Source organism: Geobacillus sp. ZGt-1, assembly GCF_001026865.1.
GTDB classification, from domain to species: Bacteria; Bacillota; Bacilli; order Bacillales; family Anoxybacillaceae; genus Geobacillus; species Geobacillus thermoleovorans.
Genome location: NZ_LDPD01000023.1, coordinates 396,225 through 416,098, shown reverse-complemented (window position 1 = coordinate 416,098; position 19,874 = coordinate 396,225). Strand labels below are relative to the sequence as shown.

The 19,874-nt window shown below is 48.4% G+C and carries 26 protein-coding genes and 4 pseudogenes; 22 read left to right on the top strand and 8 right to left on the bottom strand.

Going from position 1 to position 19,874, the window contains the following annotated elements:
* Positions 1-38 precede the first annotated feature (38 nt).
* The 6 genes and pseudogenes from VU18_RS10855 (at position 39) to VU18_RS17490 (ending at position 4,850) form a co-directional block, all read left to right on the top strand.
* A complete protein-coding gene (locus tag VU18_RS10855) occupies positions 39-1,535 on the top strand; it encodes a recombinase family protein (protein WP_047758094.1) in 1,497 nt (498 codons plus the stop codon).
* A 28-nt stretch (positions 1,536-1,563) separates the two neighbouring features.
* Positions 1,564-1,950: pseudogene (locus VU18_RS10850) on the top strand (sigma-70 family RNA polymerase sigma factor); the annotation flags it as partial.
* A gap of 197 nt (positions 1,951-2,147) precedes the next feature.
* Positions 2,148-3,416 (top strand): cation:dicarboxylate symporter family transporter, encoded by a 1,269-nt coding sequence (locus VU18_RS10845; protein ID WP_011232012.1) that lies wholly within the window; start codon positions 2,148-2,150, stop codon positions 3,414-3,416.
* Positions 3,417-3,480: 64 nt separating this feature from the next.
* Positions 3,481-4,020 (top strand): annotated as a pseudogene (locus tag VU18_RS10840) (PLP-dependent transferase); the annotation flags it as partial.
* 62 nt (positions 4,021-4,082) lie between these two features.
* Positions 4,083-4,331, top strand: a complete 249-nt coding sequence (locus VU18_RS10835; protein ID WP_011232017.1) for a YrhC family protein — start codon at positions 4,083-4,085, stop codon at positions 4,329-4,331.
* 375 nt (positions 4,332-4,706) lie between these two features.
* Positions 4,707-4,850, top strand: a complete 144-nt coding sequence (locus tag VU18_RS17490) for a YrzI family small protein (protein WP_011232016.1) — start codon at positions 4,707-4,709, stop codon at positions 4,848-4,850.
* A gap of 144 nt (positions 4,851-4,994) precedes the next feature.
* Here VU18_RS17490 and VU18_RS20170 read toward each other — a convergent pair whose 3' ends face one another.
* On the bottom strand, positions 4,995-5,189 hold the full coding sequence (locus tag VU18_RS20170) for a hypothetical protein (protein WP_236687366.1): 195 nt from the start codon (positions 5,187-5,189) through the stop codon (positions 4,995-4,997).
* Between the two features lie 186 nt (positions 5,190-5,375).
* Here VU18_RS20170 and VU18_RS10825 point away from each other — a divergent pair.
* Positions 5,376-5,729, top strand: a pseudogene (locus VU18_RS10825) (sigma-70 family RNA polymerase sigma factor); the annotation flags it as partial.
* Positions 5,730-5,744: 15 nt separating this feature from the next.
* Here VU18_RS10825 and VU18_RS10820 read toward each other — a convergent pair.
* From VU18_RS10820 to VU18_RS10810, 3 genes are all read right to left on the bottom strand, one after another.
* The gene (locus VU18_RS10820; RefSeq protein ID WP_047758093.1) at positions 5,745-6,221 is read right to left on the bottom strand and encodes an ImmA/IrrE family metallo-endopeptidase; all 477 of its coding nucleotides are present in this window, start codon (positions 6,219-6,221) and stop codon (positions 5,745-5,747) included.
* Positions 6,222-6,429: 208 nt separating this feature from the next.
* Complete coding sequence (locus VU18_RS10815) at positions 6,430-7,107, bottom strand: restriction endonuclease (protein ID WP_047758092.1); 678 nt, start codon at positions 7,105-7,107, stop codon at positions 6,430-6,432.
* Positions 7,100-7,435 carry a helix-turn-helix domain-containing protein gene (locus tag VU18_RS10810; RefSeq protein ID WP_047758091.1) on the bottom strand — a complete coding sequence of 112 codons (336 nt, stop codon included), beginning with the start codon at positions 7,433-7,435 and terminating at the stop codon, positions 7,100-7,102. Before VU18_RS10810 ends, VU18_RS10815 begins: the two co-directional genes overlap by 8 nt.
* A 155-nt stretch (positions 7,436-7,590) precedes the next feature.
* Here VU18_RS10810 and VU18_RS10805 point away from each other — a divergent pair, with 155 nt between their 5' ends.
* The 6 genes from VU18_RS10805 (at position 7,591) to VU18_RS10785 (ending at position 11,347) form a co-directional block, all read left to right on the top strand.
* Positions 7,591-7,809, top strand: coding sequence for a helix-turn-helix transcriptional regulator (locus tag VU18_RS10805; RefSeq protein WP_047758090.1), 219 nt, complete (start codon positions 7,591-7,593; stop codon positions 7,807-7,809).
* A 37-nt stretch (positions 7,810-7,846) separates the two neighbouring features.
* Complete coding sequence (locus tag VU18_RS10800; RefSeq protein ID WP_053003357.1) at positions 7,847-8,041, top strand: hypothetical protein; 195 nt, start codon at positions 7,847-7,849, stop codon at positions 8,039-8,041.
* A 22-nt stretch (positions 8,042-8,063) separates the two neighbouring features.
* Complete coding sequence (locus VU18_RS21115; RefSeq protein WP_023634618.1) at positions 8,064-8,198, top strand: hypothetical protein; 135 nt, start codon at positions 8,064-8,066, stop codon at positions 8,196-8,198.
* Between the two features lie 94 nt (positions 8,199-8,292).
* Positions 8,293-8,505, top strand: a complete 213-nt coding sequence (locus VU18_RS10795; protein WP_053003356.1) for a hypothetical protein — start codon at positions 8,293-8,295, stop codon at positions 8,503-8,505.
* Positions 8,506-8,515: 10 nt separating this feature from the next.
* Positions 8,516-10,807, top strand: coding sequence for a phage/plasmid primase, P4 family (locus tag VU18_RS10790; RefSeq protein WP_047758089.1), 2,292 nt, complete (start codon positions 8,516-8,518; stop codon positions 10,805-10,807).
* A 117-nt stretch (positions 10,808-10,924) separates the two neighbouring features.
* Positions 10,925-11,347, top strand: a complete 423-nt coding sequence (locus VU18_RS10785; protein WP_047758088.1) for a hypothetical protein — start codon at positions 10,925-10,927, stop codon at positions 11,345-11,347.
* Here VU18_RS10785 and VU18_RS17970 read toward each other — a convergent pair.
* A pseudogene (locus VU18_RS17970) lies at positions 11,310-11,459 on the bottom strand (flagellar motor protein MotA); the annotation flags it as partial. The gene VU18_RS10785 and the pseudogene VU18_RS17970 sit on opposite strands and share 38 nt — an antisense overlap.
* 174 nt (positions 11,460-11,633) lie before the next feature.
* Positions 11,634-12,173, bottom strand: a complete 540-nt coding sequence (pssA, locus tag VU18_RS10780; protein WP_014196390.1) for a CDP-diacylglycerol--serine O-phosphatidyltransferase — start codon at positions 12,171-12,173, stop codon at positions 11,634-11,636.
* Positions 12,174-12,296: 123 nt separating this feature from the next.
* Between pssA and VU18_RS10775 the strand changes: the two genes are divergently transcribed.
* Entirely contained in the window at positions 12,297-13,091 is a 795-nt protein-coding gene (locus VU18_RS10775; RefSeq protein ID WP_011232006.1) for a phosphatidylserine decarboxylase, read from the top strand.
* A gap of 36 nt (positions 13,092-13,127) precedes the next feature.
* Here the strand turns inward: VU18_RS10775 and VU18_RS10770 are convergent, their stop codons facing one another.
* Entirely contained in the window at positions 13,128-13,268 is a 141-nt protein-coding gene (locus VU18_RS10770) for a sporulation histidine kinase inhibitor Sda (RefSeq protein ID WP_008879941.1), read from the bottom strand.
* A 327-nt stretch (positions 13,269-13,595) separates the two neighbouring features.
* On the opposite strand from VU18_RS10770, the gene VU18_RS10765 reads away from it, so the two are divergent.
* The 8 genes from VU18_RS10765 to VU18_RS10730 are packed head-to-tail and all read left to right on the top strand — an operon-like array spanning position 13,596 to position 18,643.
* Positions 13,596-14,111, top strand: coding sequence for a YqeG family HAD IIIA-type phosphatase (locus VU18_RS10765; protein ID WP_011232005.1), 516 nt, complete (start codon positions 13,596-13,598; stop codon positions 14,109-14,111).
* Between the two features lie 2 nt (positions 14,112-14,113).
* Complete coding sequence (gene yqeH / locus VU18_RS10760) at positions 14,114-15,223, top strand: ribosome biogenesis GTPase YqeH (protein WP_011232004.1); 1,110 nt, start codon at positions 14,114-14,116, stop codon at positions 15,221-15,223.
* A gap of 22 nt (positions 15,224-15,245) precedes the next feature.
* Positions 15,246-16,076: a shikimate dehydrogenase gene (gene aroE / locus VU18_RS10755; protein ID WP_011232003.1), complete on the top strand. Its 831-nt coding sequence runs from the start codon at positions 15,246-15,248 to the stop codon at positions 16,074-16,076.
* 3 nt (positions 16,077-16,079) lie between these two features.
* Complete coding sequence (gene yhbY, locus VU18_RS10750) at positions 16,080-16,373, top strand: ribosome assembly RNA-binding protein YhbY (protein WP_014196388.1); 294 nt, start codon at positions 16,080-16,082, stop codon at positions 16,371-16,373.
* Positions 16,374-16,412: 39 nt separating this feature from the next.
* The gene (locus VU18_RS10745; protein ID WP_011232001.1) at positions 16,413-17,063 is read left to right on the top strand and encodes a nicotinate-nucleotide adenylyltransferase; all 651 of its coding nucleotides are present in this window, start codon (positions 16,413-16,415) and stop codon (positions 17,061-17,063) included.
* Positions 16,972-17,550, top strand: a complete 579-nt coding sequence (yqeK, locus tag VU18_RS10740) for a bis(5'-nucleosyl)-tetraphosphatase (symmetrical) YqeK (RefSeq protein WP_011232000.1) — start codon at positions 16,972-16,974, stop codon at positions 17,548-17,550. Before VU18_RS10745 ends, yqeK begins: the two co-directional genes overlap by 92 nt.
* Complete coding sequence (gene rsfS / locus VU18_RS10735; RefSeq protein ID WP_011231999.1) at positions 17,547-17,903, top strand: ribosome silencing factor; 357 nt, start codon at positions 17,547-17,549, stop codon at positions 17,901-17,903. The genes yqeK and rsfS overlap by 4 nt, the downstream gene beginning before the upstream one ends.
* Positions 17,900-18,643 (top strand): class I SAM-dependent methyltransferase, encoded by a 744-nt coding sequence (locus VU18_RS10730; protein ID WP_014196386.1) that lies wholly within the window; start codon positions 17,900-17,902, stop codon positions 18,641-18,643. The genes rsfS and VU18_RS10730 overlap by 4 nt, the downstream gene beginning before the upstream one ends.
* A 371-nt stretch (positions 18,644-19,014) precedes the next feature.
* On the opposite strand, the gene comER is transcribed toward VU18_RS10730, so the two are convergent.
* Positions 19,015-19,833 carry a late competence protein ComER gene (comER, locus tag VU18_RS10725; protein ID WP_021322006.1) on the bottom strand — a complete coding sequence of 273 codons (819 nt, stop codon included), beginning with the start codon at positions 19,831-19,833 and terminating at the stop codon, positions 19,015-19,017.
* Between the last annotated feature and the right edge of the window lie 41 nt (positions 19,834-19,874).

The following is a 19,874-nucleotide window of genomic DNA, read 5'->3' as shown; positions in this document are numbered from 1 at the left end:
AAAGATATACATGTTACGAAGGGAGCTAGCCCAAAAAGATGAAGGCGATCTACGCAAGAGTATCGACGGAGGAATCAGCTCAAAAAGGGTATTCGATCGCCCATCAGATTGATGAGGCCAAGAAAAAAGCAGGAACGGACCAAGTGCTGATATATACGGATGAAGGCTACTCTGGGGAGTTTTTAGAGCGACCAGGATTAGAAAGGTTGCGAAATGATGTACGAAAAGGACTTATTGATGCTGTAATTGTATACGATCCAGATCGCTTGGCACGAAATCTGATGCATCAGTTGCTCATTGACGACGAGTTGCGCAAAAATAACGTTGAGCTCATTTTTGTTAACGGGGAGTACGAAAACACACCTGAAGGAAAGCTGTTTTTTTCGCTCAGGGGAGCGATCTCCGAGTTTGAGAAAGCGAAGATCCGTGAGCGTACAATGGCTGGAAGGCTGAGAAAAGCCAAAAAAGGAGAGATTGTCAAAGATGATAAGATTTATGGCTATAATTATGATAAACAAACGGGACAGCTTGTGATAAACGAAGAAGAAGCTGAAGTTGTCCGGTTTATTTTTGATAGTTTTATCCGCCAGGATCGGTTTAAAGGGATCAATGGGATTGCTCATTACTTGACGGAGAAAAAAGTGCCAACGAAAACAGGCAAAACGGTCTGGCATCGTCAAGTGGTGCGGCAAATCCTGATGAATGAAACGTATATGGGGAAAAGGCCGCAAAATAAATGGAATACGGAAGGAATGATTGCAAACCGATATCGCAAGGATCAGAAAGTGCCCATGAGGCTGCGCCCAAAAGAGGAATGGATTTATGTCGATGTGCCTGCGATCGTTACGGAAGAACAGTTCAAGAGAGCGCAAATGCTGTTGGAACAGTCCAGGCGGCGTTATGCAAAAACGACCAAGCATAAATACTTGCTGTCCGGCTTATTACGTTGCACCAAGTGTGGCAATACGATGACAGGGCGATATGCGAAAAATTGGGGGAAGTATTATCGCGAGTATACGGACGTAAAGAACACAGCAGGCGCTAAACACCGGGGCTGTGGGATGACTGTCAGGGCTGACGAGATTGAAAATGTCGTATGGGCGCATCTGATTGAAATATTCAACAATCCGGATCGGTTACACGATTTCCAGCCTGCGGGAACGGAGGGCAAATTTGAAAAAGCCGAGCTCGACAGGTTGAAAAAAGAAATTGAACGGGCAAGGAAGGGGCGTAAAAGATTATTAAGTCTTGTGGCAATGTCCGATGATGAGATTGACTTAGAGGAAATCAAACAAGAAATTCGCCGTCTACAACAGTGGGAAAAGGATTTAACAGAGCAATACACTCAGCTGGAACAACAATTAAGGGCACTGCAAGAGAAAAAACCTAGCGAGCATATATTACGTGAAGCGATGGACTTTTTCACGCGGCATAAAGATGAATTAAGCTTTGAGACAAAACAGGCAATAGTGCGCAAAGTGATAAGAGAAATTCGTGTACTTGACAAAGATGATATTGAAATTGTTTTGTTTTGATTTCTATTTATTTCCGCACACTAATGACATAAAAAACGAAATCCTGATGCACCTGCGTTCATTAAAAAAAACGCGCAAAGACGTCTCGTTGCATGAGCCAATCGGCCAGGACAAAGAAGGAAACGAAATCAGCCTGCTTGATATTTTAAAAGCCGAAGGCAAAGACATCGTCGATGAAATCCACTTGAACATGGAGCTCGAACAAGTCAAACAATATATCAGCGTGCTTGATGAGCGGGAAAAAGAGGTGATCATCAATCGCTTTGGCCTCGGTCGGCAGCGGGAAAAAACGCAGCGTGAAATCGCCAAAGAGCTCGGCATCTCGAGAAGCTATGTCTCGCGCATTGAAAAACGGGCATTAATGAAAATGTTTCACGAGTTTTATCGGCAGGAAAAAGAAAAACGGCGGTCATAACAAAAGCGGGTTGCTGGTGCAGCGACCCGCTTTTTCAGTAGTGGAAGAATAGAAATTATTTTAAAAAACTGAATTCTTTCATTTATATCCTTTGATGAAGCGATTTCAATCAAAAATATTGACAGATTTTATTTTTAAAAGTAAAATAATTTTGTCGTCTTTTGTCTAAATTTGTCTAAAGGAGGCGAAAAAGCATCATGCGCAAGATCGGCTTGGCATGGCAAATTTTCATCGGCCTTATTCTCGGGATTATGGTTGGGGCCATTTTTTACGGAAGCCCTAAAGTAGCGACGTATTTGCAGCCGATCGGAGATGTTTTTCTCCGTTTAATTAAGATGATCGTCATCCCGATCGTCGTCTCGAGCTTGATTGTCGGCGTCGCCAACGTCGGTGATGTGAAAAAGCTCGGAAAGTTGGGCGGCAAAACGATCCTTTATTTTGAGATCATTACGACGATTGCCATTATCGTCGGCCTCTTGGCAGCGAACATTTTCCAACCAGGCGTCGGCGTCAATATGAAGTCGCTTGAGAAAACGGATATCCAGTCGTATGTCGATACGACGAACGAAGTGCAGCACCATTCGATGGTTGAAACATTTGTCAACATCGTGCCGAAAAACGTGTTTGAAGCGCTGTCGACCGGGAATATGCTGCCGATCATCTTCTTCTCGGTGATGTTCGGGTTGGGCGTAGCCGCGATCGGTGAAAAAGGGAAACCGGTGCTTCGCTTTTTCCAAGGCACAGCGGAAGCGATGTTTTATGTGACGAACCAAGTGATGAAGTTTGCGCCGTTTGGCGTTTTCGCCTTGATCGGCGTGACGGTGTCGAAATTCGGCGTCGCTTCGCTCCTTCCGCTCAGCAAGCTTGTTGTGCTCGTTTATGCGGTCATGGCGTTCTTCGTGTTGGTGGTGCTTGGCGCTGTGGCCAAATTGGTAGGTACAAATATTTTCCATATTATAAAAATCTTAAAGGATGAATTAGTGCTTGCCTATAGCACGTCGAGCTCGGAAACCGTGTTGCCTAAGGTTATGGAAAAAATGGAGAAATTCGGTTGTTCAAAGGCTGTAACATCCTTTGTCGTTCCGACCGGCTATTCGTTCAACTTGGATGGGTCGACGCTCTATCAGGCGCTGGCGGCTGTCTTTATCGCTCAACTGTACGGCATCGACATGCCGATTTCGCAGCAAATCTCGCTTGTGCTCGTTTTAATGGTGACGTCCAAAGGGATTGCCGGTGTCCCAGGCGTATCGTTTGTCGTCTTATTGGCGACGCTTGGCACGGTTGGCATTCCAGTTGAAGGATTGGCGTTTATCGCCGGCATCGACCGCCTTTTGGACATGGCGCGCACAGTGGTCAACGTCATCGGCAACTCGCTGGCGGCGGTTGTGATGTCGAAATGGGAAGGGCAATATAACGAAGAACAAGGAAAACAATACATCGCTGAGCTGCAGCAGCAAAGCGCCTAAGAGAAAAGTGGCTCAGATGTGTTGATTAACCAATAATAACTATGTATATAGATGCAACAAAGAAGGCCATAGCGACGTCGTCGCTGGGTTGGCGGTTGTCCGCACGCCGGAGCTTGCCGAGCGGCTCCATTACGTGCAAAATTCAACCGGCGGCGTGCTCGGGCCGCAAGATTCATGGCTATTGATGCGCGGGATGAAAACGCTCGCCGTGCGGATGGAGGAACATGAAGAAAATGCGCGCCAAATCGCTGTTTTTTTGGCTGAACACAAGGCGGTCAAGCGCGTCCATTATCCAGGTCTTCCGGATCATCCGAACCACGAGTTGGCGAAAAAGCAAATGCGCGGATTTGGCGGCATGATTTCGTTTGATGTCGGCAGCTTGGAGCGCGCCGAGAAAGTGCTGTCGCGCGTGCGCTACTTTACGCTTGCCGAAAGCTTAGGGGCGGTCGAAAGTTTAATTTCGTTGCCAGGGAAAATGACGCACGCCTCGATCCCGAAGGAACGGCGCGAACAGCTCGGCATTACCGATGGCCTGATCCGTTTGTCGGTCGGGCTTGAAGATGTCAACGATCTGCTTGACGATTTGGCGAAGGCGCTTGGCTGAAATTGCCGCTCCCCCCTTCTGTCCATGTATGATACAGTGAAAGGGGAGAGGAGGGATCGGGCTTGAACGAGCAGCAACGAAACGAGCTGCGGGCCAAGGCGGGCGACTTTAAAACATACAGCCTCGTCTTGTTCGCGTTTGGAGCGTTTCTCTATTTCGGAACGATCATCCCAGGAGCGGTTGAGACAGCGAAAAAGCCGTTCGCCCTATTGGCAGTCGCCGTCTGTTTTACCGCGTCGCTTTCCTGTTTGCGCCAAGCCGCCCGCTATGCCCGCCGTCTTGAGGAAGAAGAAAAGCGGTTCGAACCGTAAACCTGCCTTTTGGCCGAAAGGCGGGTTTTTGTTTAGCCACCATGCTGGCGTTCAAGGGAAAGCAAGCTTTTTGCCTATTTTGCAAAAAAACGGTTTACAATGGAAATAATTTTGGATATAATTGCCTACGTAGCATCATTTCCAAAGGGAGGTCGAAGACAATGACAATGATGATGTGGACAACAGTAACGCATCCATTCTATCAAACGGCTATTCGACCTTCCGCCGACCGGGAATGAACGTGCACCGATGACGAAAAACAGCGATCAGGCCGCAGAAGGGGAGTAGTCTCGCTTTCTGCGGCCTTTTTGTACGCTTAGCCGCAGAAACGCCTTCCTTCTGCGGTTTTTTTGCATGGAAAGGAGGTGAGGGGGTATGACGATCCATTTGTTTTTTATCACGATCACGATTGAGCGGAGAAAGCCGCGGCAACGGAACATCGAAGAGGAGCGGTTCGCGCGTGCAGCTGAGGAGGAGTTGCTTGACCGCAAATGTTCCGCTCATCAACGGTTGTTTTAAAACAATGGAGATGAAAGGGGAGAAGATTCATGTCAATTGTACCAGTATGGCTTGTGATGTGGATGAAACAGACGGGAGACTCGACTTGACTCAGGCTAAAGGGGGGATATCGGTGCTCCGCGTGCTGTTGTTGACGGTCGAATTTCACGAATTGTTCAAAATGTGGCGGAAGCGCTCCTTGTCTTCTTTGGTAAAATAAAATCTAGAAGAGAAGGTCAAGGAGGGAACGGGGATGTTCGCCATTGTCATGTCGATCATCATTACCGCGTCGATTGCGCTTGTTGTCGCCGCGGAAGTCAGCGTTGAGGCAAGAGCGTAAGCACGGCGGTTCTTCTGCATCGGGAGGGGGATAAGCAGGCGGACCGCATCAGCAGAACGTTGGCATCAATCGTTTTTGATTGGTCAGGTCATTGCCGGCTCATTTCGGGCCGGTCTATTTTTGTCGTAAAGACACGGACAACATCGCCCCTGCATATACATAACGATAGGCGGTTTCCGCCGATGACAGCAGGCGGGGGTGAGAGCATGTCCGGCATTTTCACGGCGTTTACGTTTCTGTTGAAAGAGCTGACGTTTCTTGTCTCGTATATTAAAAACAATGCGTTTCCCCAGCCGTTAAGCGCTCAAGAAGAGGAAAAGTATTTGGCGCTGATGGCAAAAGGCGACGAGCAAGCCCGCAACCGGCTCATCGAACACAACTTGCGCCTTGTTGCCCACATTGTGAAAAAGTTTGAAAATACGGGAGAAGAGGTCGAGGATTTAATCTCCATTGGCACGATCGGCTTGATCAAGGCGATTGAAAGCTATTCGCCGGGCAAAGGAACGAAGCTGGCAACGTATGCGGCTCGATGTATCGAGAACGAAATCCTAATGTCTTTAGTGTGCGGAAATAAATTACAATCTGTAATACAGCGAATTTTCCGCGCAGATCTGCAATATTTTGTTTTCAATGTAATCTAAACGAGATGCGCATACATCAATCGGCATTTTAAACACGTCCTGCATCTCACATAATATAAAATCTCGTTTGGCTGATAAGTCAATGTATGTAAGCATGTGATAAGGAATTGCCGCGAATAGCATAAACCGGTTCGCCTGGATTTCTTGGTAATCTCGAAATGACTTGGACATGTTGAGCTGATCCCCCACGTGCAACAATAAGTGCCCAAGCTCGTGGAAAAACACTTCACGACGTTTAGCAGAATCAAAACGCAAATCTTTATGTAGCCCAATAATGCGGCAATCATCCCAATAGCCGAATGATCTTGATGCGTACACGATAGAAATGTCAAAGACATCCGCCAAATATTGTTCATCGAGCTGATACGGATACAAGATGTCGTACTGTTGATAAACGGTTGATATATGCATTTCTAGATCTCCAGGCTTATATAAATAGTTCATTTTTCCCTCAACCTCTGTTATATCATTTGTCTTTAATTATAGAAACATATGTTCCTGTTTGCAAGAAGAATATGGTATAATCGAGGGAGGGGGGAGAGAAGACAGGAATTTATTCGCCCAATAGCAGAAGTTACGGGGATAGGAGAAAGATGAAGTGTTTCGAAAGCCACTCTCTCTAGGAGTGGCTTTTTTGATGCTTTTTAGCACGTTCTCTCCAGGGCAAAATTTTGGTTTCAATATATGTGATGTCGGATGTTTGCATTTTTCGCATATCGGCTTCCAGGAGTGCGGCATTCGTAAACGTTCCAGATGTAATGAACCATGTTCCGATGCACCCGTGGTTCTTCTTGGCGCTGTCGAGTTCACGTATATCCTTAACCGTCACCTGGCTTTTGGAACGATAGTAATGCTTCACTTGCACCGCTATCTTAAGACCGTCTGCCTTATTAGTGACAATGATATCGACGCCCCCGTCTTTTGCCTCAGGTGTTTTGATCGGCCGCCAGCCGGTTGATTTTAAGTACAAATACACAAGTTGCTCGAATTCCAGCCCTGATAAATGCTCAAGTGGTGTTTGCAAAATAACGTGATCCGAACGAACGCCGTATTTTCCAGTTGCCGGTTTAGTGACTTTCTTGGACTCCGATATTTTTTTCTGCGGGGATTGTCTTTTCCTTGCTGAAGATTTGACAGGGATTAATGATTCAATTAGAGTGACAACAAAGGCTGTTCCAAAAATCAAAAGTCCTAAGAAAACATATGGATTGTTAAACTTTGAACGGATAAGAAAAATGAAAACCAAAAAAGTGAATCCGCCTAATCTTGCCAGCGTTTGTCTATCTCGTTTATTCATGACTTTTCCTTTCCTGTTGGGCTCTCCATTTTACGTACTCAATATGTTTTTTTATTTCATCGATTTCTTCTTCGGTTAATCCTTCGGTGTCGAAAAAGAAGAGATTTGTTGGTTTTTTAGATTCAACTGTTTTTCCGGTTAGTAAATAATCTGTTGAAACCTCAAATAGATCGGCAAGCTTGAGAAGCGTTTCATAGTCAGGTTCTCTTTTTCCCTGTTCATACATTGCATAGGTAGTACGGCCTACGCCAATCTTTTTTGCTACATCTTCTTGCCGCATATTCAATTTACTTCTAAGTTCCTGTAAACGATTCCCTAAACCGACCATTGTTAACATCCTCCTTAGATTTAATTATAGTCACAAAAAGTGACAAAAAAATAATTTACACAAATAGTGTATTTTTATATTGACATTACACGAATTGTGACATATACTTTGGTTAACGATACGCGTTTTGTGACTTTGAAGGAGGTGATAACTTAATGAGGAAATGGCTTAAAAATATGCGTCTAAGCAAAAAGATGACTCAAAAAGAACTCGCTGAATTAGCTGGGATCTCGAGAAGTACTTACGCCATGATTGAAAATGGTCAAAGAAATCCCAGCGTGGAAGTGGCAAAGCGAATCGCCAACGTTCTTTCCTTCGACTGGACATATTTTTTTGAAGATGAGTGTCACGTTTCGTGTATTGCGACTGCATAATGCCTATACATCCATTGTATTGAAAAGGAGTGAAAGAGTGAGAGTAAAAATTTCGCTGATTGTTGAGGAAAAAGAACACTTTAACAGAGCAATTGGATGCATTGATCATATGCTCGATGCAGTCATGACAAAAGATTACAAAGCTGCACGTCAAGTCATTAAATCGTTTGAGTCTGTGCTGGATAAGTTGCAAGAAATCGAGATGAAAAAAGCTCGAAACATAGGGCTATAAGGGTGGTAAGGGGGAAACTTGGATGAAAGTAACGATCATAAAGGGACCAATGTTCAGCCAAGTGGAGAAAGATGTGTACGCATATTTGGCTCAAGTCTTGCCCGATGAATATAAAAAAGTGCAAGAAAGACGGAGCGCTGATGAAAAAGCGTCATAAAAAAAGCAGCAAGCGCCCTAACGCTCACTGCTCTAAAAAATATGCCTATTAAAAATATAACATAGCGAAGAAAGATCAAAAAGGGGGACTCCGAATGGTGACAAAACAAAAGGCCGATCCGATGCAAAAATATGTTCCAATTGTAATGCAGTGGATCGAGGAGGCGTTTGATATGACCGCTATCCAAGTCGAAGATTTTTCCGTGTTTCCAGCTGGAAAGCTGATACGCGATGAAAACGGACACACCATGGTAGTGTTTTACGATGTTTGGACTGATCAAGTGAAATATACATTCCCGAAAAAGTGAGGATCACAGTATGCAGGCAGCACTTGACTTTCAAATGAGTCTTGAGAGGCTTTTTCCATCAGCGAAAAAGCCCCTCAAGATTATCCGTCTAGTTGGCTATTCACGGATGAACAATGAATCTGATCCGCAAAAGGCATACAGTGTCGCGAAACGGCCGTGCATGAAAGGCTGGCAAGATCTAAATCGACCAGGTATGACAGAAGGAGAGATTCGATCCTGGCTGCGGCAAAAAGGCTGGACAGGGCTTGTCATTCCCGATGGCTATGACGTGATTGACATCGATGAACAGACAGAAGGGGAGCTAATTTTTAAGGCGCTTTTGCGGGAAGGATATAAATTTCATGCGATTCGCACAATACGAGGTTTTCAATTTTTCTTTCGCTCGACAGGGAAAATCAAAGGACAAGACGCGACAGTGCTCATGGCTGGCGGCTTTGTCGGTGACTATCGTCTCTCCGGGCGCGGTCAAGTAGTTCTTCCAAGCGAAAATACAGGCGGACGCCAATGGGTACATATTGCAGACGGGGAACTTTCGCCGATGCCGATCTATTTTGAGCGATTAAAAAAGATTGATAAAGCGCAACGCCCGTTTCCGATTCCGATGCACGAGGGGGGACGGAACAACGCGCTATATGCGCATTGTTGCCGGCTTGTTGAATTTGGCTATACACAAGAGCAAGTGCACGAAATCGCTAGATTCCTAAATTGCTACTTTTTCCTTCCTCCGTTAGACCAGCGAGAGTTTGCAAACACGATAAATAGTGCATTGAAACATGAACCAAGCGGAACGAACTATTCCTCTCCGCCGCCGATGACTTCTCCACGAAAAGGAGAGCAGAAAAAGTTCAATCTAACCGAAATGGGAAACGCCGAACGACTTGTTGCGCGGAACGGCCAAAACTTGCGGTATTGTGTTGAATTTGAAGAATGGCTCATATGGGACGGAAAGACATGGGTAGAGGACAAAAAGAAACAAATTGAACGCATCGCAATCAAAACTTTTCGCGAAATGTATGTGGAAGCAGCGCAAGAGGAAAATAACGACGCGCGCAATGAATTGTTGAAATGGGCAAAAGCGAGTGAGAAAAGTTCGGTGTTTTTAAACTCAATTGCAAGAGCAGAAGCAATGCTTCCGATCAGTCAAGATGAGCTGAATAAAGACAAGTTTTTGTTGAATTGTGCAAATGGCGTGGTCGATCTCAGGACGGGAGAGCTGTTGCCACATGATCGAAAATATATGATGACGAAAAACACGCATATTCCATACGATCCGAACGCAAAATGCCCGACATGGATTGCCTTTCTTGAATCGATCTTTCGCGATGGCGAGGAAGTGAAACACGACATTATCAATTTCCTTCAAAAAGCGATCGGATACGCACTAACGGGTGATATATCCGAGCAAGTCGTCTTCTTTTTATGGGGAACGGGGCGAAACGGTAAATCAACGTTTATCAACACTGTCAAGGCGTTGCTAGGAGACTATGCAAAACAGACGAACTCCAATACATTCACGGCAAAAATGAACGATTCAGGGATCAATAACGATATTGCCCGACTGCATGGAGCACGTTTTGTATCAGCCGTTGAGAGCGAAGACGGCCAGCGCCTCAGTGAATCACTCATCAAGCAGCTGACGGGAGGCGAACCGATCACAGCCCGTTTCCTACGCAAGGAATTTTTCGAATTTGTGCCTGAATTCAAGATTTTCTTCACCACAAATCATAAGCCAATCATCAAAGGCGATGATGAAGGGATATGGCGACGTATTCGTCTTGTGCCATTCACGTATACGATCCCAAAAGAACAGGTAGACAAGCATCTACCTGAAAAATTGCTGAATGAGCTTCCAGGCATTTTGCGTTGGGCTGTTGAAGGATGCTTGAAATGGCAAAAAGAAGGTTTAGGCGAGCCGGACGAAGTGAAAAACGCGACGGATGAATATAAAGAGGAAATGGATCTGCTCAGCAATTTTTTGAATGATTGTTGTGTGATCCATCCAGGAGCAAAAGTCCAGCTGAACGAGTTGTATAAGGAATATATCAGCTGGTGCGAGGAAAACAGTGAAATCCCGTTGAAAAAGCAAAAGTTTTCTGCGAGATTGGTGCTGCGCGGATTCGAAAAACGGAAATCCACCGGAAACAAAACATTCTTTTTCGGCATCGGTCTTTCCGCTGAAAGTTATAAAGTTACCTCCAGTTACTCAAATTCCGGTAAATCGTCTATAGGCGATAATTTTGAGGAAATACCGAAAAATAAGTCACTTGAGGTAACTAGTAACTTAGTTGAGGAAGAAATATAGTTACTTAGTTACCATGAGTTACCCGTTTTTAGGAATATTCTCTATGGGTGAATTATACGGAAAATACCCCTTTTTAAGTAACTTGAAGTAACTAAGTAACTGATAAGGGGGAGTTATATGTTATATAACATTTTTTACAGATTGGAAAATCTAAATATTCAAATAAAAGTAAAAAACAACAAAATCAGCTTGCTTTATAAAGATGGGAGCTTGCCAATGGATTTAAAAAAACAAATCCAGCAGCACAAGGAGGAAATCAAAAGGCGGTTGGAAGAAAATGAACAAGCCCGGCGGTATGGATTTTTGATATATGCGTATGGAGAGCTTTATGAGTTCCGATATGGGAAAGGATCGTACTTGTTTATTGAGCGGGAAGGAAATAAAGCTATCGTTTGGCGAGGAAGCTACATTCACGGTGATCCCCGTCCGTATCGAATAAAAGTTTTAGCTAATCGCGTTCCTTTTCATCATGCATTGGCCGAAGCAGTTGGTTTCATAGAATGGCTAAAAAGGCAGGAAGCGCCGTCCCGACGAGAATGATGAGGATGGCGGCCGGATTGATCAATACAGCAGGCGAAACGCCCTTAAAGTACATGCCCAGCCCGACGGCAATGACACCAAGGATGATGCCGATGACCGATGTTTTGTCCAAATGAATCCCCCCGCTTTTTCCATACGAACGATCTACGCCATTGGGCGTTTTTATGAAGAAACCATATTTATCATATACTGAATATAGGAGGTTGAAAAGGGAAAAAGGTGTGACATGAGACGCAAAAAGCCGCCCGCTCCATTAGGATGACGGAAAGGGCAGCTCCGATGATCATCATATTTTTTTCAGTTTAAACGTGCCGACCATTAAAAACGATAAAATGAGCGCCAAAAACATAAACGATTGCGGCGGGAAGTACGGGATGGCTAAATAGCCGAGCGTCATCAGCACCCCGGCGGCGGTGATCGGCAGCCCCGCAAAGTAGCCGTTGTTTTCTGTGATGTTGAAGCGAGCGAGGCGGAAGGCGCCGCAAGCGATGTACAAAACGGTGAATACCGCGCCGGGCGCGCCGAACTCATGGAACAAGCCTTGGTACATCAGCAAGGCGGGAGCGACGCCGAAGGAGACGATGTCGCTCATCGAATCGAGCTGCTTGCCAAGTTCGGATTCAATGTTCATCTTGCGCGCCACAGCGCCGTCAAAGCGATCGACAAACGCTGCTAAAAAAACGAGCAGCACGCTCATATGAAGCTGCCCTTTCAGCGTAGCCAGGACGGAAAAGCCGCCAAGCGACAGGTTTGTCATCGTCAAAATGTTTGCCACGTTTGCTTTCAGCTTTTTTAACGTATAATCTAAATAGTCCGATAAGAACAAGTTTCCCCACTCCTTTTCCAACAGAAAACGCCAAAAGAAAATTCTACTACCATTATACTCATTTTGGCGGTAATATGGAAGGTAGTAACGAATGGCGATGTTGCGCTATTGGAGGGAACGTGCTTGCGAAAATGGCTTTATCGTTTGTTCATCGAGCTGACCAATCACTCGCTTTCTTCAAAGCTGCTCGCTTCGTTTGCCAAATCGCGACTCAGCGGGCTATTGATATCATCGTATGCAAAAATTTATCATATTAACCAAGACGAAATGGAAAAAAGCTTAAAAAATTATAAGACGTTGCAGCAACTGTTCGTCCGCCGGCTGAAGGCTGGGGTGAGGCCGGTCGACGCTGATGAGCATACGGTCGTCAGCCCGGTCGACGCCGTCATTGAAGACATGGGCACGATTCGAGAAAACTGCGAAATGATCGTCAAGGGAAAGCCGTATTCCATTGCAGAAATGCTCGGCAGCGTTGAAGCGGCACAACCGTATGTGAACGGGTTCTTTTTTATTCTGTATTTAAGCCCGAGTCATTATCACCGCATCCACAGCCCAATATCTGGAGTGATCGAAAAGCAGTGGGCGCTCGGCCGCAAGTCGTATCCGGTCAACCGTCTTGGCTTAAAATATGGGCGTCGGCCGCTCGAGAAAAATTACCGCCTCATCACCGAGGTCACAGCCGGCGGCAAGCGCTTGGCGATCGTGAAAATCGGCGCCATGTTCGTCAACAGCATTGAATTGACCCATGAGGGTGAGCAGCTTGTAAAAGGAGAGGAAATGGCGTATTTTTCGTTCGGTTCAACGGTCGTCTTGCTGTTTGAACGCGGAAGTTTCGCCCCTGACCCGCGCATTGTTGCGCCCATGCCGATCAAAGTCGGCGAGCGGCTCGGCTATTGGTGCGAGGCGCATGAGCGCTAAGGCTTTCCGAAACAAAAAAAGCCCGAAGGCCTTCGCTTATGAGGACAGCTTAATTTTGTGGGTCAATGAACGGCGCTGGATTTCTTTTTCAATCAACTCGATGAATTCCGGGCTGAGGTTGAGTTCTTTCGCCTTGAAGTACGACTCGATCAACAGCTCGTCGGACAAATGTTTCATCGGGGGCGTCCTCCTTTTTTGGATGGAATATGCCAAACATGTCATACATATAATGGTAGGTTACTTACAATGTACCATGACTTGTGAAAGAGAACAACCGTTCTGTTATCCACAGGAAGCGGTGGATAACATGTGGAAAACATGTTTATAAAGAGTAGGAAGTGTGATGGCCAGCTTGTGTATAATGTGGGCAACAGTTATCCACAAGATGGAGAGATGCAAAATTTGTCGAAAATTTTTTCTGTTTATCATTGGCAAACTTTGTTTTGAAACAAACGATCAAATTCGCTATGATGGGAAAAGCAAATGGAAAGGCGGGTGTCCGGCATGCTTCACTACTTTTTGCCAAGCCAGTTTGCCAAGCGTGTGATCGACATTACTCCGGATGAGCTGAAACAAAAAGGGGTCAAAGGGATCATCACCGATCTGGACAATACGCTCGTTGAATGGGATCGGCCGAGCGCCACCCCGGAGCTGGCCGCATGGTTTGATGCGATGAAGCAGGCGGGCATTAAGGTCGTCATCGTATCGAATAATAATAAACAACGCGTGCAGTCGTTTGCTGAGCCGCTTGGCATCCCGTTCATCTTTGAAGCGCGCAAACCGCTGACACGCGCGTTTTTGCAGGCATTAAAGATGATGGAGCTTAAGAAAGAGGAAGTCGTCGTCATCGGCGATCAGTTGCTGACTGATGTGCTTGGGGGCAACCGGCTCGGACTGAACACGATTTTAGTCGTCCCGGTCGCCCAGACGGACGGATTATGGACGCGTTTCAATCGAAAAATGGAGCGGAGAATTTTAAAGGTGATGCGCAAAAAAGGGATGATTTACTGGGAGGAATGATCGTGGAGCCACAACTGCGTTGCATCGGCTGCGGAGCGGCCATTCAGTTTGACGATCCGAAAAAGGCGGGCTATGCGCCGAAAAGCGTGCTCGAAAAAGACGAGGAAGAAATCATTTGCCAGCGCTGCTTCCGCTTGAAACATTACAACGAAGTGCAAGACGTGCCGCTTGATGACAGCGATTTTTTAAACATGCTGCACCGCATCGGGGAATCGAAGGCGCTTGTCGTCAACATCGTCGACATTTTCGATTTCAACGGCAGCTGGATTCCTGGCTTGCCGCGGTTTGCGGCCGAGAATCCGATTTTGCTTGTCGGCAACAAGGCGGATTTATTGCCGAGGTCGGTCAAATACCCGAAGCTGCTGCGCTGGATGCGCCGCATGGCGGAAGAGCTCGGGCTGCGTCCGGTTGACGTCTGCCTTGTCAGCGCAGCGAAAGGAATTGGCATGGCGAAGGTGATGGAAGCGATCAATCGCTACCGTGAGGGCGGCGATGTCTACGTCGTCGGCTGCACGAATGTCGGCAAGTCGACGTTCATCAATCGGATCATTGAAGAGGCGACCGGCAAAGGGAATGTGATTACCACGTCATATTTCCCGGGGACGACACTCGATATGATCGAAATTCCGCTTGAGGGTGGAGCGACGCTGTATGATACGCCGGGGATCATCAACCATCACCAAATGGCGCACTTTGTTGATGCGCGCGATTTGAAGATCATTACGCCGAAGCGGGAAATCCATCCGCGCGTTTATCAGCTCAACGAAGGGCAGACGCTCTTTTTCGGAGGCTTGGCCCGCCTCGATTACATCAAAGGCGGGCGCCGCTCGTTCGTCTGCTACATGGCCAATGAGTTGACGGTTCATCGGACGAAGTTGGAAAAAGCCGACTCCCTTTATGCCAATCAGCTTGGCGATTTGCTGTCGCCGCCAAACAAACGCTATGCCGCTGAATTTCCGCCGCTTGTGCCGCGCTCGCTGTCTGTCAAAGAGCGGAAGACGGACATCGTTTTTTCCGGACTCGGCTGGGTGACGTGCAACGACCCGGGTGCCCAGCTCGTCGTCCATGCTCCAAAAGGGGTCGACGTATTTATCCGTCAATCGTTGATTTAATGGAAAGCGGGAGGGGAGAAACGTGGAAAAGGTATACGGGTTGATTGGGTTTCCCGTCGAGCACTCGCTGTCGCCGCTCATGCATAATGATGCATTCGCCCGTTTGGGCATTCCGGCGCGCTATCATTTGTTTTCCGTCGAACCGGGGCAAGTCGGTGCGGCGATCGCTGGCGTGCGGGCGCTCGGCATCGCCGGGGTGAACGTGACGATTCCGCACAAACTGGCGGTCATTCCGTTTTTGGACGAAGTGGACGAACATGCGCGCCGCATCGGGGCGGTCAATACGATCATCAACAACGACGGCCGGCTCGTCGGCTATAATACAGACGGGCTCGGTTATGTCCAAGCGTTGGAAGAGGAAATGAACATCACCTTGGACGGCAAGCGGATTTTGGTGATCGGCGCTGGCGGCGGGGCGCGCGGCATTTACTTTTCGTTGCTGTCGACGGCAGCCGAGCGCATCGATATGGCCAACCGGACGGTGGAAAAAGCGGAGCGGCTCGTCCGCGAAGGGGACGAGCGCCGCTCGGCGTATTTTTCACTCGCCGAGGCCGAAACGCGGCTGGCCGAATACGATATTATCATCAATACCACTTCTGTCGGCATGCATCCGCGTGTCGAGGTGCAGCCGCTTTCTCTTGAACGGCTGCGCCCAGGGGTGATCGTTTCCGATATTATTTACAATCCACTGGAAACAAAATGGCTGAAAGAAGCGAAAGCCCGCGGCGCCCGTGTGCAAAACGGCGTCGGCATGCTCGTATACCAAGGGGCGCTAGCGTTCGAAAAGTGGACCGGCCAATGGCCGGATGTCAACCGGATGAAACAGCTTGTCATCGAAGCGTTAAGGAGGTAACATATGCTAACGGGAAAGCAAAAACGGTTTTTGCGCGCTCAAGCCCATCATTTGAAACCGATTTTCCAAGTCGGCAAAGGCGGCGTGACGGAAGCGATGACCGAACAAATTGCGGCGGCGCTCGAAGCGCGCGAGCTGTTGAAAGTGAGCGTTTTGCAAAACTGTGAAGAAGACCGCTGCACCGTCGCCGAGCAGCTCGCGGCTGGAACGGGGGCGGAAGTCGTGCAAGTGATCGGCAATACGATCGTCTTATACAAAGAATCGAAGGAGCATAAACAAATCGTTCTGCCTGATTGACAATGGGAGCAGCCACGGCAGGCGGCGGGAGGAAAGAAGATGGGAAAAATCGGGATTTTCGGCGGCACGTTTGATCCGCCTCATTACGGTCATTTGCTCATGGCGAATGAAGTGCTTGACGCCCTTCAGTTGTCAGAAATTTGGTTTCTGCCCAACCGCCTTCCTCCCCATAAGCAGCACGAACAAGTGACCAAAAGCGAAGACCGGCTGCGCATGCTCGAGTTGGCAGTGGCTGGCCATCCGCGCTTTCATATTGAGACGATCGAACTCGAGCGGGAAGGGCCTTCGTATACGTACGATACGATCCGGCAGCTTGTCGCGATGCATCCCAATGACGAGTTTTATTTCATCATCGGCGCCGATATGGTCGAATATTTGCCCCATTGGCACCGCATCGATGAGCTCATCGAGTTGGTGACGTTTGTTGGCGTCAAGCGGCCGGGGTTTTCCATGGAAACGCCGTATCCGGTCATCGAAGTTGAGGCGCCGCAGTTTGCCGTTTCTTCCTCGCTCATCCGCGAGCGGGTGCGGAACGGGCAGACGATTCGCTATCTTGTGCCGGAAGGCGTTAGACTTTATATTGAGGAGAAGGGGCTATATGGAGCGAGAACAGGCGTTACTGATCGTGAAACAACAGCTGACAGAGCAGCGCTACGAGCATACGCTTGGCGTTGTCGAGACCGCTGTTAAGCTCGCCAGGCAATACGGCGCCGACGCGAAAAAGGCGGAACTGGCGGCGATTTTCCACGACTATGCCAAATTCCGTCCGGTCGAGGAAATGAAACAAATCATTTTGGCGCAAAATATGCCCAACGATTTGCTTGCTTACAACAGTGAGCTATGGCATGCGCCCGTTGGCGCCTATTTGGTGCAGACAGAAGTCGGCATCGACGATCCGGAGGTGCTGGATGCCATTCGCTACCATACGTCCGGGAGGGCGGGAATGACGGTGCTTGAAAAAATTATTTATTTGGCCGACTATATTGAACCAGGGCGCCGCTTCCCCGGCGTCGACGACGTACGGCGCTTGGCGGAAGAAGACCTCAACCGGGCGCTTTTGCAGGCGGTGAAAAATACGATCGCGTTTTTGCTTGAGAAGCGCCAGCTCATTTATCCAGATACGATTCATGCGTACAATTCACTCATGCGTGAAGTGAAGGGGGAAGCAAAACGGTGACGGAACAAGAGGCGTTGCAGCTTGTCGTCCGCGCGGCGGATGATAAAAAGGCGGAACAAATTGTCGTCTTGAACATGAAAGGCATTTCGCTTGTCGCCGATTATTTTGTCATTTGCCATGGCAATTCGGACAAACAAGTGCAGGCCATCGCCCGCGAAATTCAAGACCAAGCGGAAGAACACGGCCTAGTGGTGAAGCGGGTTGAAGGATTCCATGAGGCGAAATGGGTGCTTGTCGACTTGGGCGACATCGTTGTGCATGTTTTTGCCAAAGAGGAGCGCGAGTATTACAACCTCGAACGGCTCTGGGGGGACGCCCCGACGGAAGACGTCGCGGCTGTGTTGCAGCCATGACGTACGGCCGCTTCGCCGACTGGTATGATGCGCTCATGGCTGAGGCGCCGTATGACGCATGGCAATCGTTTGTTGAACGGGCATTCGCCCAATACACCAAACGGCCGGGGAGACGGGTCATTGACATCGGCTGCGGGACGGGAGAGCTTGCCATCCGCCTTGCCAAGGCCGGATGGCAAGTATCCGGCGTTGATCTCTCTGAACATATGCTCGCCGTCGCCCAGGCGAAAGCCGAAGCGGAGGGAGTGGAGGTGCCGTTTTTCGAGCAAAACATGGCGGAGCTCGACGGGTTTTCTGATCTGGATGGCGCCTTCCTGTTTTGCGATGCTCTCAACTATTTAACGAATGAAGAGGATGTGAAGCGGACGTTCGCCGCCGTCTCCCGCGCCCTTGGCGGCGGCGGGCTGCTTTTGTTTGATGTCCATTCGGTCTACAAAATGGACGTCCTGTTCCGCGACGCCGTGTTTGCGGACCAGGATGACGACCTCAGCTACATATGGATGTGCCATCCGCTTGACTGGCCGCACAGCGTCGGGCATGAATTAACCTTTTTCGTCCGCCGCGGCGATCTATACGAACGTTTCGACGAATGGCACGAACAGCGTACGTTCGAGCGCGCCGTCTATGAGCGATGGCTCGAATCCGCTGGCTTCGAGGTGCTTGAAGTGACCGCCGATTTCACCGATGCGCCCCCGACCGAGACGGCGGAGCGGTTGTTTTTCGTCGCGCGGAAGCGGTGAGGGGCGAAGAGCGAGAAATCATAAATCATAAAAAGAAACGTGGATGAGGAAGATTTAGGGAGATTTTGGTTGAAACATAAAATCATGCAGGGAAAATGCTCTATCGTTTTGCATCCGGCTTAATAGCTGGCTGAGGATTGAAACGAGTGTAATGTCAACCAAACGTAATTGGAAGAAATCTTGTGCCCGGCTCAATAGCCGAATGAGGATCGAAACAATATAGATAAAAACAAGCAACAGCTAAAAGGTTGAACGACGATGGAATCCAACGAAAAATCCGTAAATATGAAAACTCCAGCCGTACAAGCTGGGGTCCATTTTTTTGTCGAACGAAGCAGGATTTTCGCTGCTGCTTGTCAAATGAAAATCAATCAAGGAAACTGTTGCTTCACCTTCTCCACATCTTCTTTAAACTTCTCATGTGTTTTCGCCAGCACTTCTTCAAAGACGCCGTTCATTCGTTGTTCCAGCACAGCGATTCCTTCCCCGGTAATGCCGCCTTTGACGCATACTTTTTCCTGCAACGTTGGCAATGTGTACAGATTCCGCTTGAGCAGTTCCCCAAGGCCGATGATCATATCGGTCGCCAGCATCGTCGCCTGTTCCTTCGTGATGGCGGTTTTGGCCGCTGCGGCGTCGATGAAGCGCTGAAGCAAATAGCTGAAAAACGCTGGACCGCAGCTTGAGATGTCGGAAGCGACGCGGGTGATGGCCTCGTCGATGTACACCGGCGAGGCGATGCGCCGGAGAAGATCATCGATCGTTTGCCGGCAGGCGGCTGAGCAGCGCGAGCCGAAGGTGACAAGGATGCTGCCGGAGAGCGCCCGGTTTGCAATGCTCGGAATGGCGCGCACGATTTGGCAAGGGACGGCTGCTTCAAGCTGTTCGACGCTGATCGGGCTTGTGATCGATACGAGGTAGTGTTCGTTTGTCCAGTGCGGGGCCAGTTGCTGCAATAATGGGTGGATGTCGAGCGGTTTGACGCATAAAAAGACGAGGCTGGATTGTTTGATGACTTCAGCCGCATCGGCAACCACTGCCATGCCGGGATGCGCGCGTTGTATCGCGAACGCTTTCGCAAGCGTACGGTTCGTTATGACGAGCTGATCCGCTTTCACGGCGCCGGAGTCGAGGAACGCTTCGATTAAGATGGTGCCCATATTCCCCGTGCCGATAACGCCGATGTTCATGCATTGTCCCCCCTCCCGGTTTTGGTTCACCGGAACTCTCT

Coding starts and splice junctions, on each gene's coding strand:
- VU18_RS10855 (WP_047758094.1), top strand. CDS start 39: ATGAAGGCGATCTACGCAAGAGTATCGACGGAGGAATCAGCTCAAAAA.
- yhbY (WP_014196388.1), top strand. CDS start 16,080: ATGCTAACGGGAAAGCAAAAACGGTTTTTGCGCGCTCAAGCCCATCAT.
- VU18_RS10815 (WP_047758092.1), bottom strand. CDS start 7,107: ATGAATAAACGAGATAGACAAACGCTGGCAAGATTAGGCGGATTCACT.
- yqeK (WP_011232000.1), top strand. CDS start 16,972: ATGGAGCGAGAACAGGCGTTACTGATCGTGAAACAACAGCTGACAGAG.
- VU18_RS10790 (WP_047758089.1), top strand. CDS start 8,516: ATGCAGGCAGCACTTGACTTTCAAATGAGTCTTGAGAGGCTTTTTCCA.
- VU18_RS10820 (WP_047758093.1), bottom strand. CDS start 6,221: ATGCATATATCAACCGTTTATCAACAGTACGACATCTTGTATCCGTAT.
- VU18_RS10795 (WP_053003356.1), top strand. CDS start 8,293: ATGGTGACAAAACAAAAGGCCGATCCGATGCAAAAATATGTTCCAATT.
- VU18_RS21115 (WP_023634618.1), top strand. CDS start 8,064: ATGAAAGTAACGATCATAAAGGGACCAATGTTCAGCCAAGTGGAGAAA.
- VU18_RS17490 (WP_011232016.1), top strand. CDS start 4,707: ATGACGATCCATTTGTTTTTTATCACGATCACGATTGAGCGGAGAAAG.
- VU18_RS20170 (WP_236687366.1), bottom strand. CDS start 5,189: ATGCAGAAGAACCGCCGTGCTTACGCTCTTGCCTCAACGCTGACTTCC.
- VU18_RS10805 (WP_047758090.1), top strand. CDS start 7,591: ATGAGGAAATGGCTTAAAAATATGCGTCTAAGCAAAAAGATGACTCAA.
- VU18_RS10745 (WP_011232001.1), top strand. CDS start 16,413: ATGGGAAAAATCGGGATTTTCGGCGGCACGTTTGATCCGCCTCATTAC.
- VU18_RS10810 (WP_047758091.1), bottom strand. CDS start 7,435: ATGGTCGGTTTAGGGAATCGTTTACAGGAACTTAGAAGTAAATTGAAT.
- VU18_RS10730 (WP_014196386.1), top strand. CDS start 17,900: ATGACGTACGGCCGCTTCGCCGACTGGTATGATGCGCTCATGGCTGAG.
- VU18_RS10845 (WP_011232012.1), top strand. CDS start 2,148: ATGCGCAAGATCGGCTTGGCATGGCAAATTTTCATCGGCCTTATTCTC.
- comER (WP_021322006.1), bottom strand. CDS start 19,833: ATGAACATCGGCGTTATCGGCACGGGGAATATGGGCACCATCTTAATC.
- VU18_RS10770 (WP_008879941.1), bottom strand. CDS start 13,268: ATGAAACATTTGTCCGACGAGCTGTTGATCGAGTCGTACTTCAAGGCG.
- VU18_RS10785 (WP_047758088.1), top strand. CDS start 10,925: ATGTTATATAACATTTTTTACAGATTGGAAAATCTAAATATTCAAATA.
- VU18_RS10765 (WP_011232005.1), top strand. CDS start 13,596: ATGCTTCACTACTTTTTGCCAAGCCAGTTTGCCAAGCGTGTGATCGAC.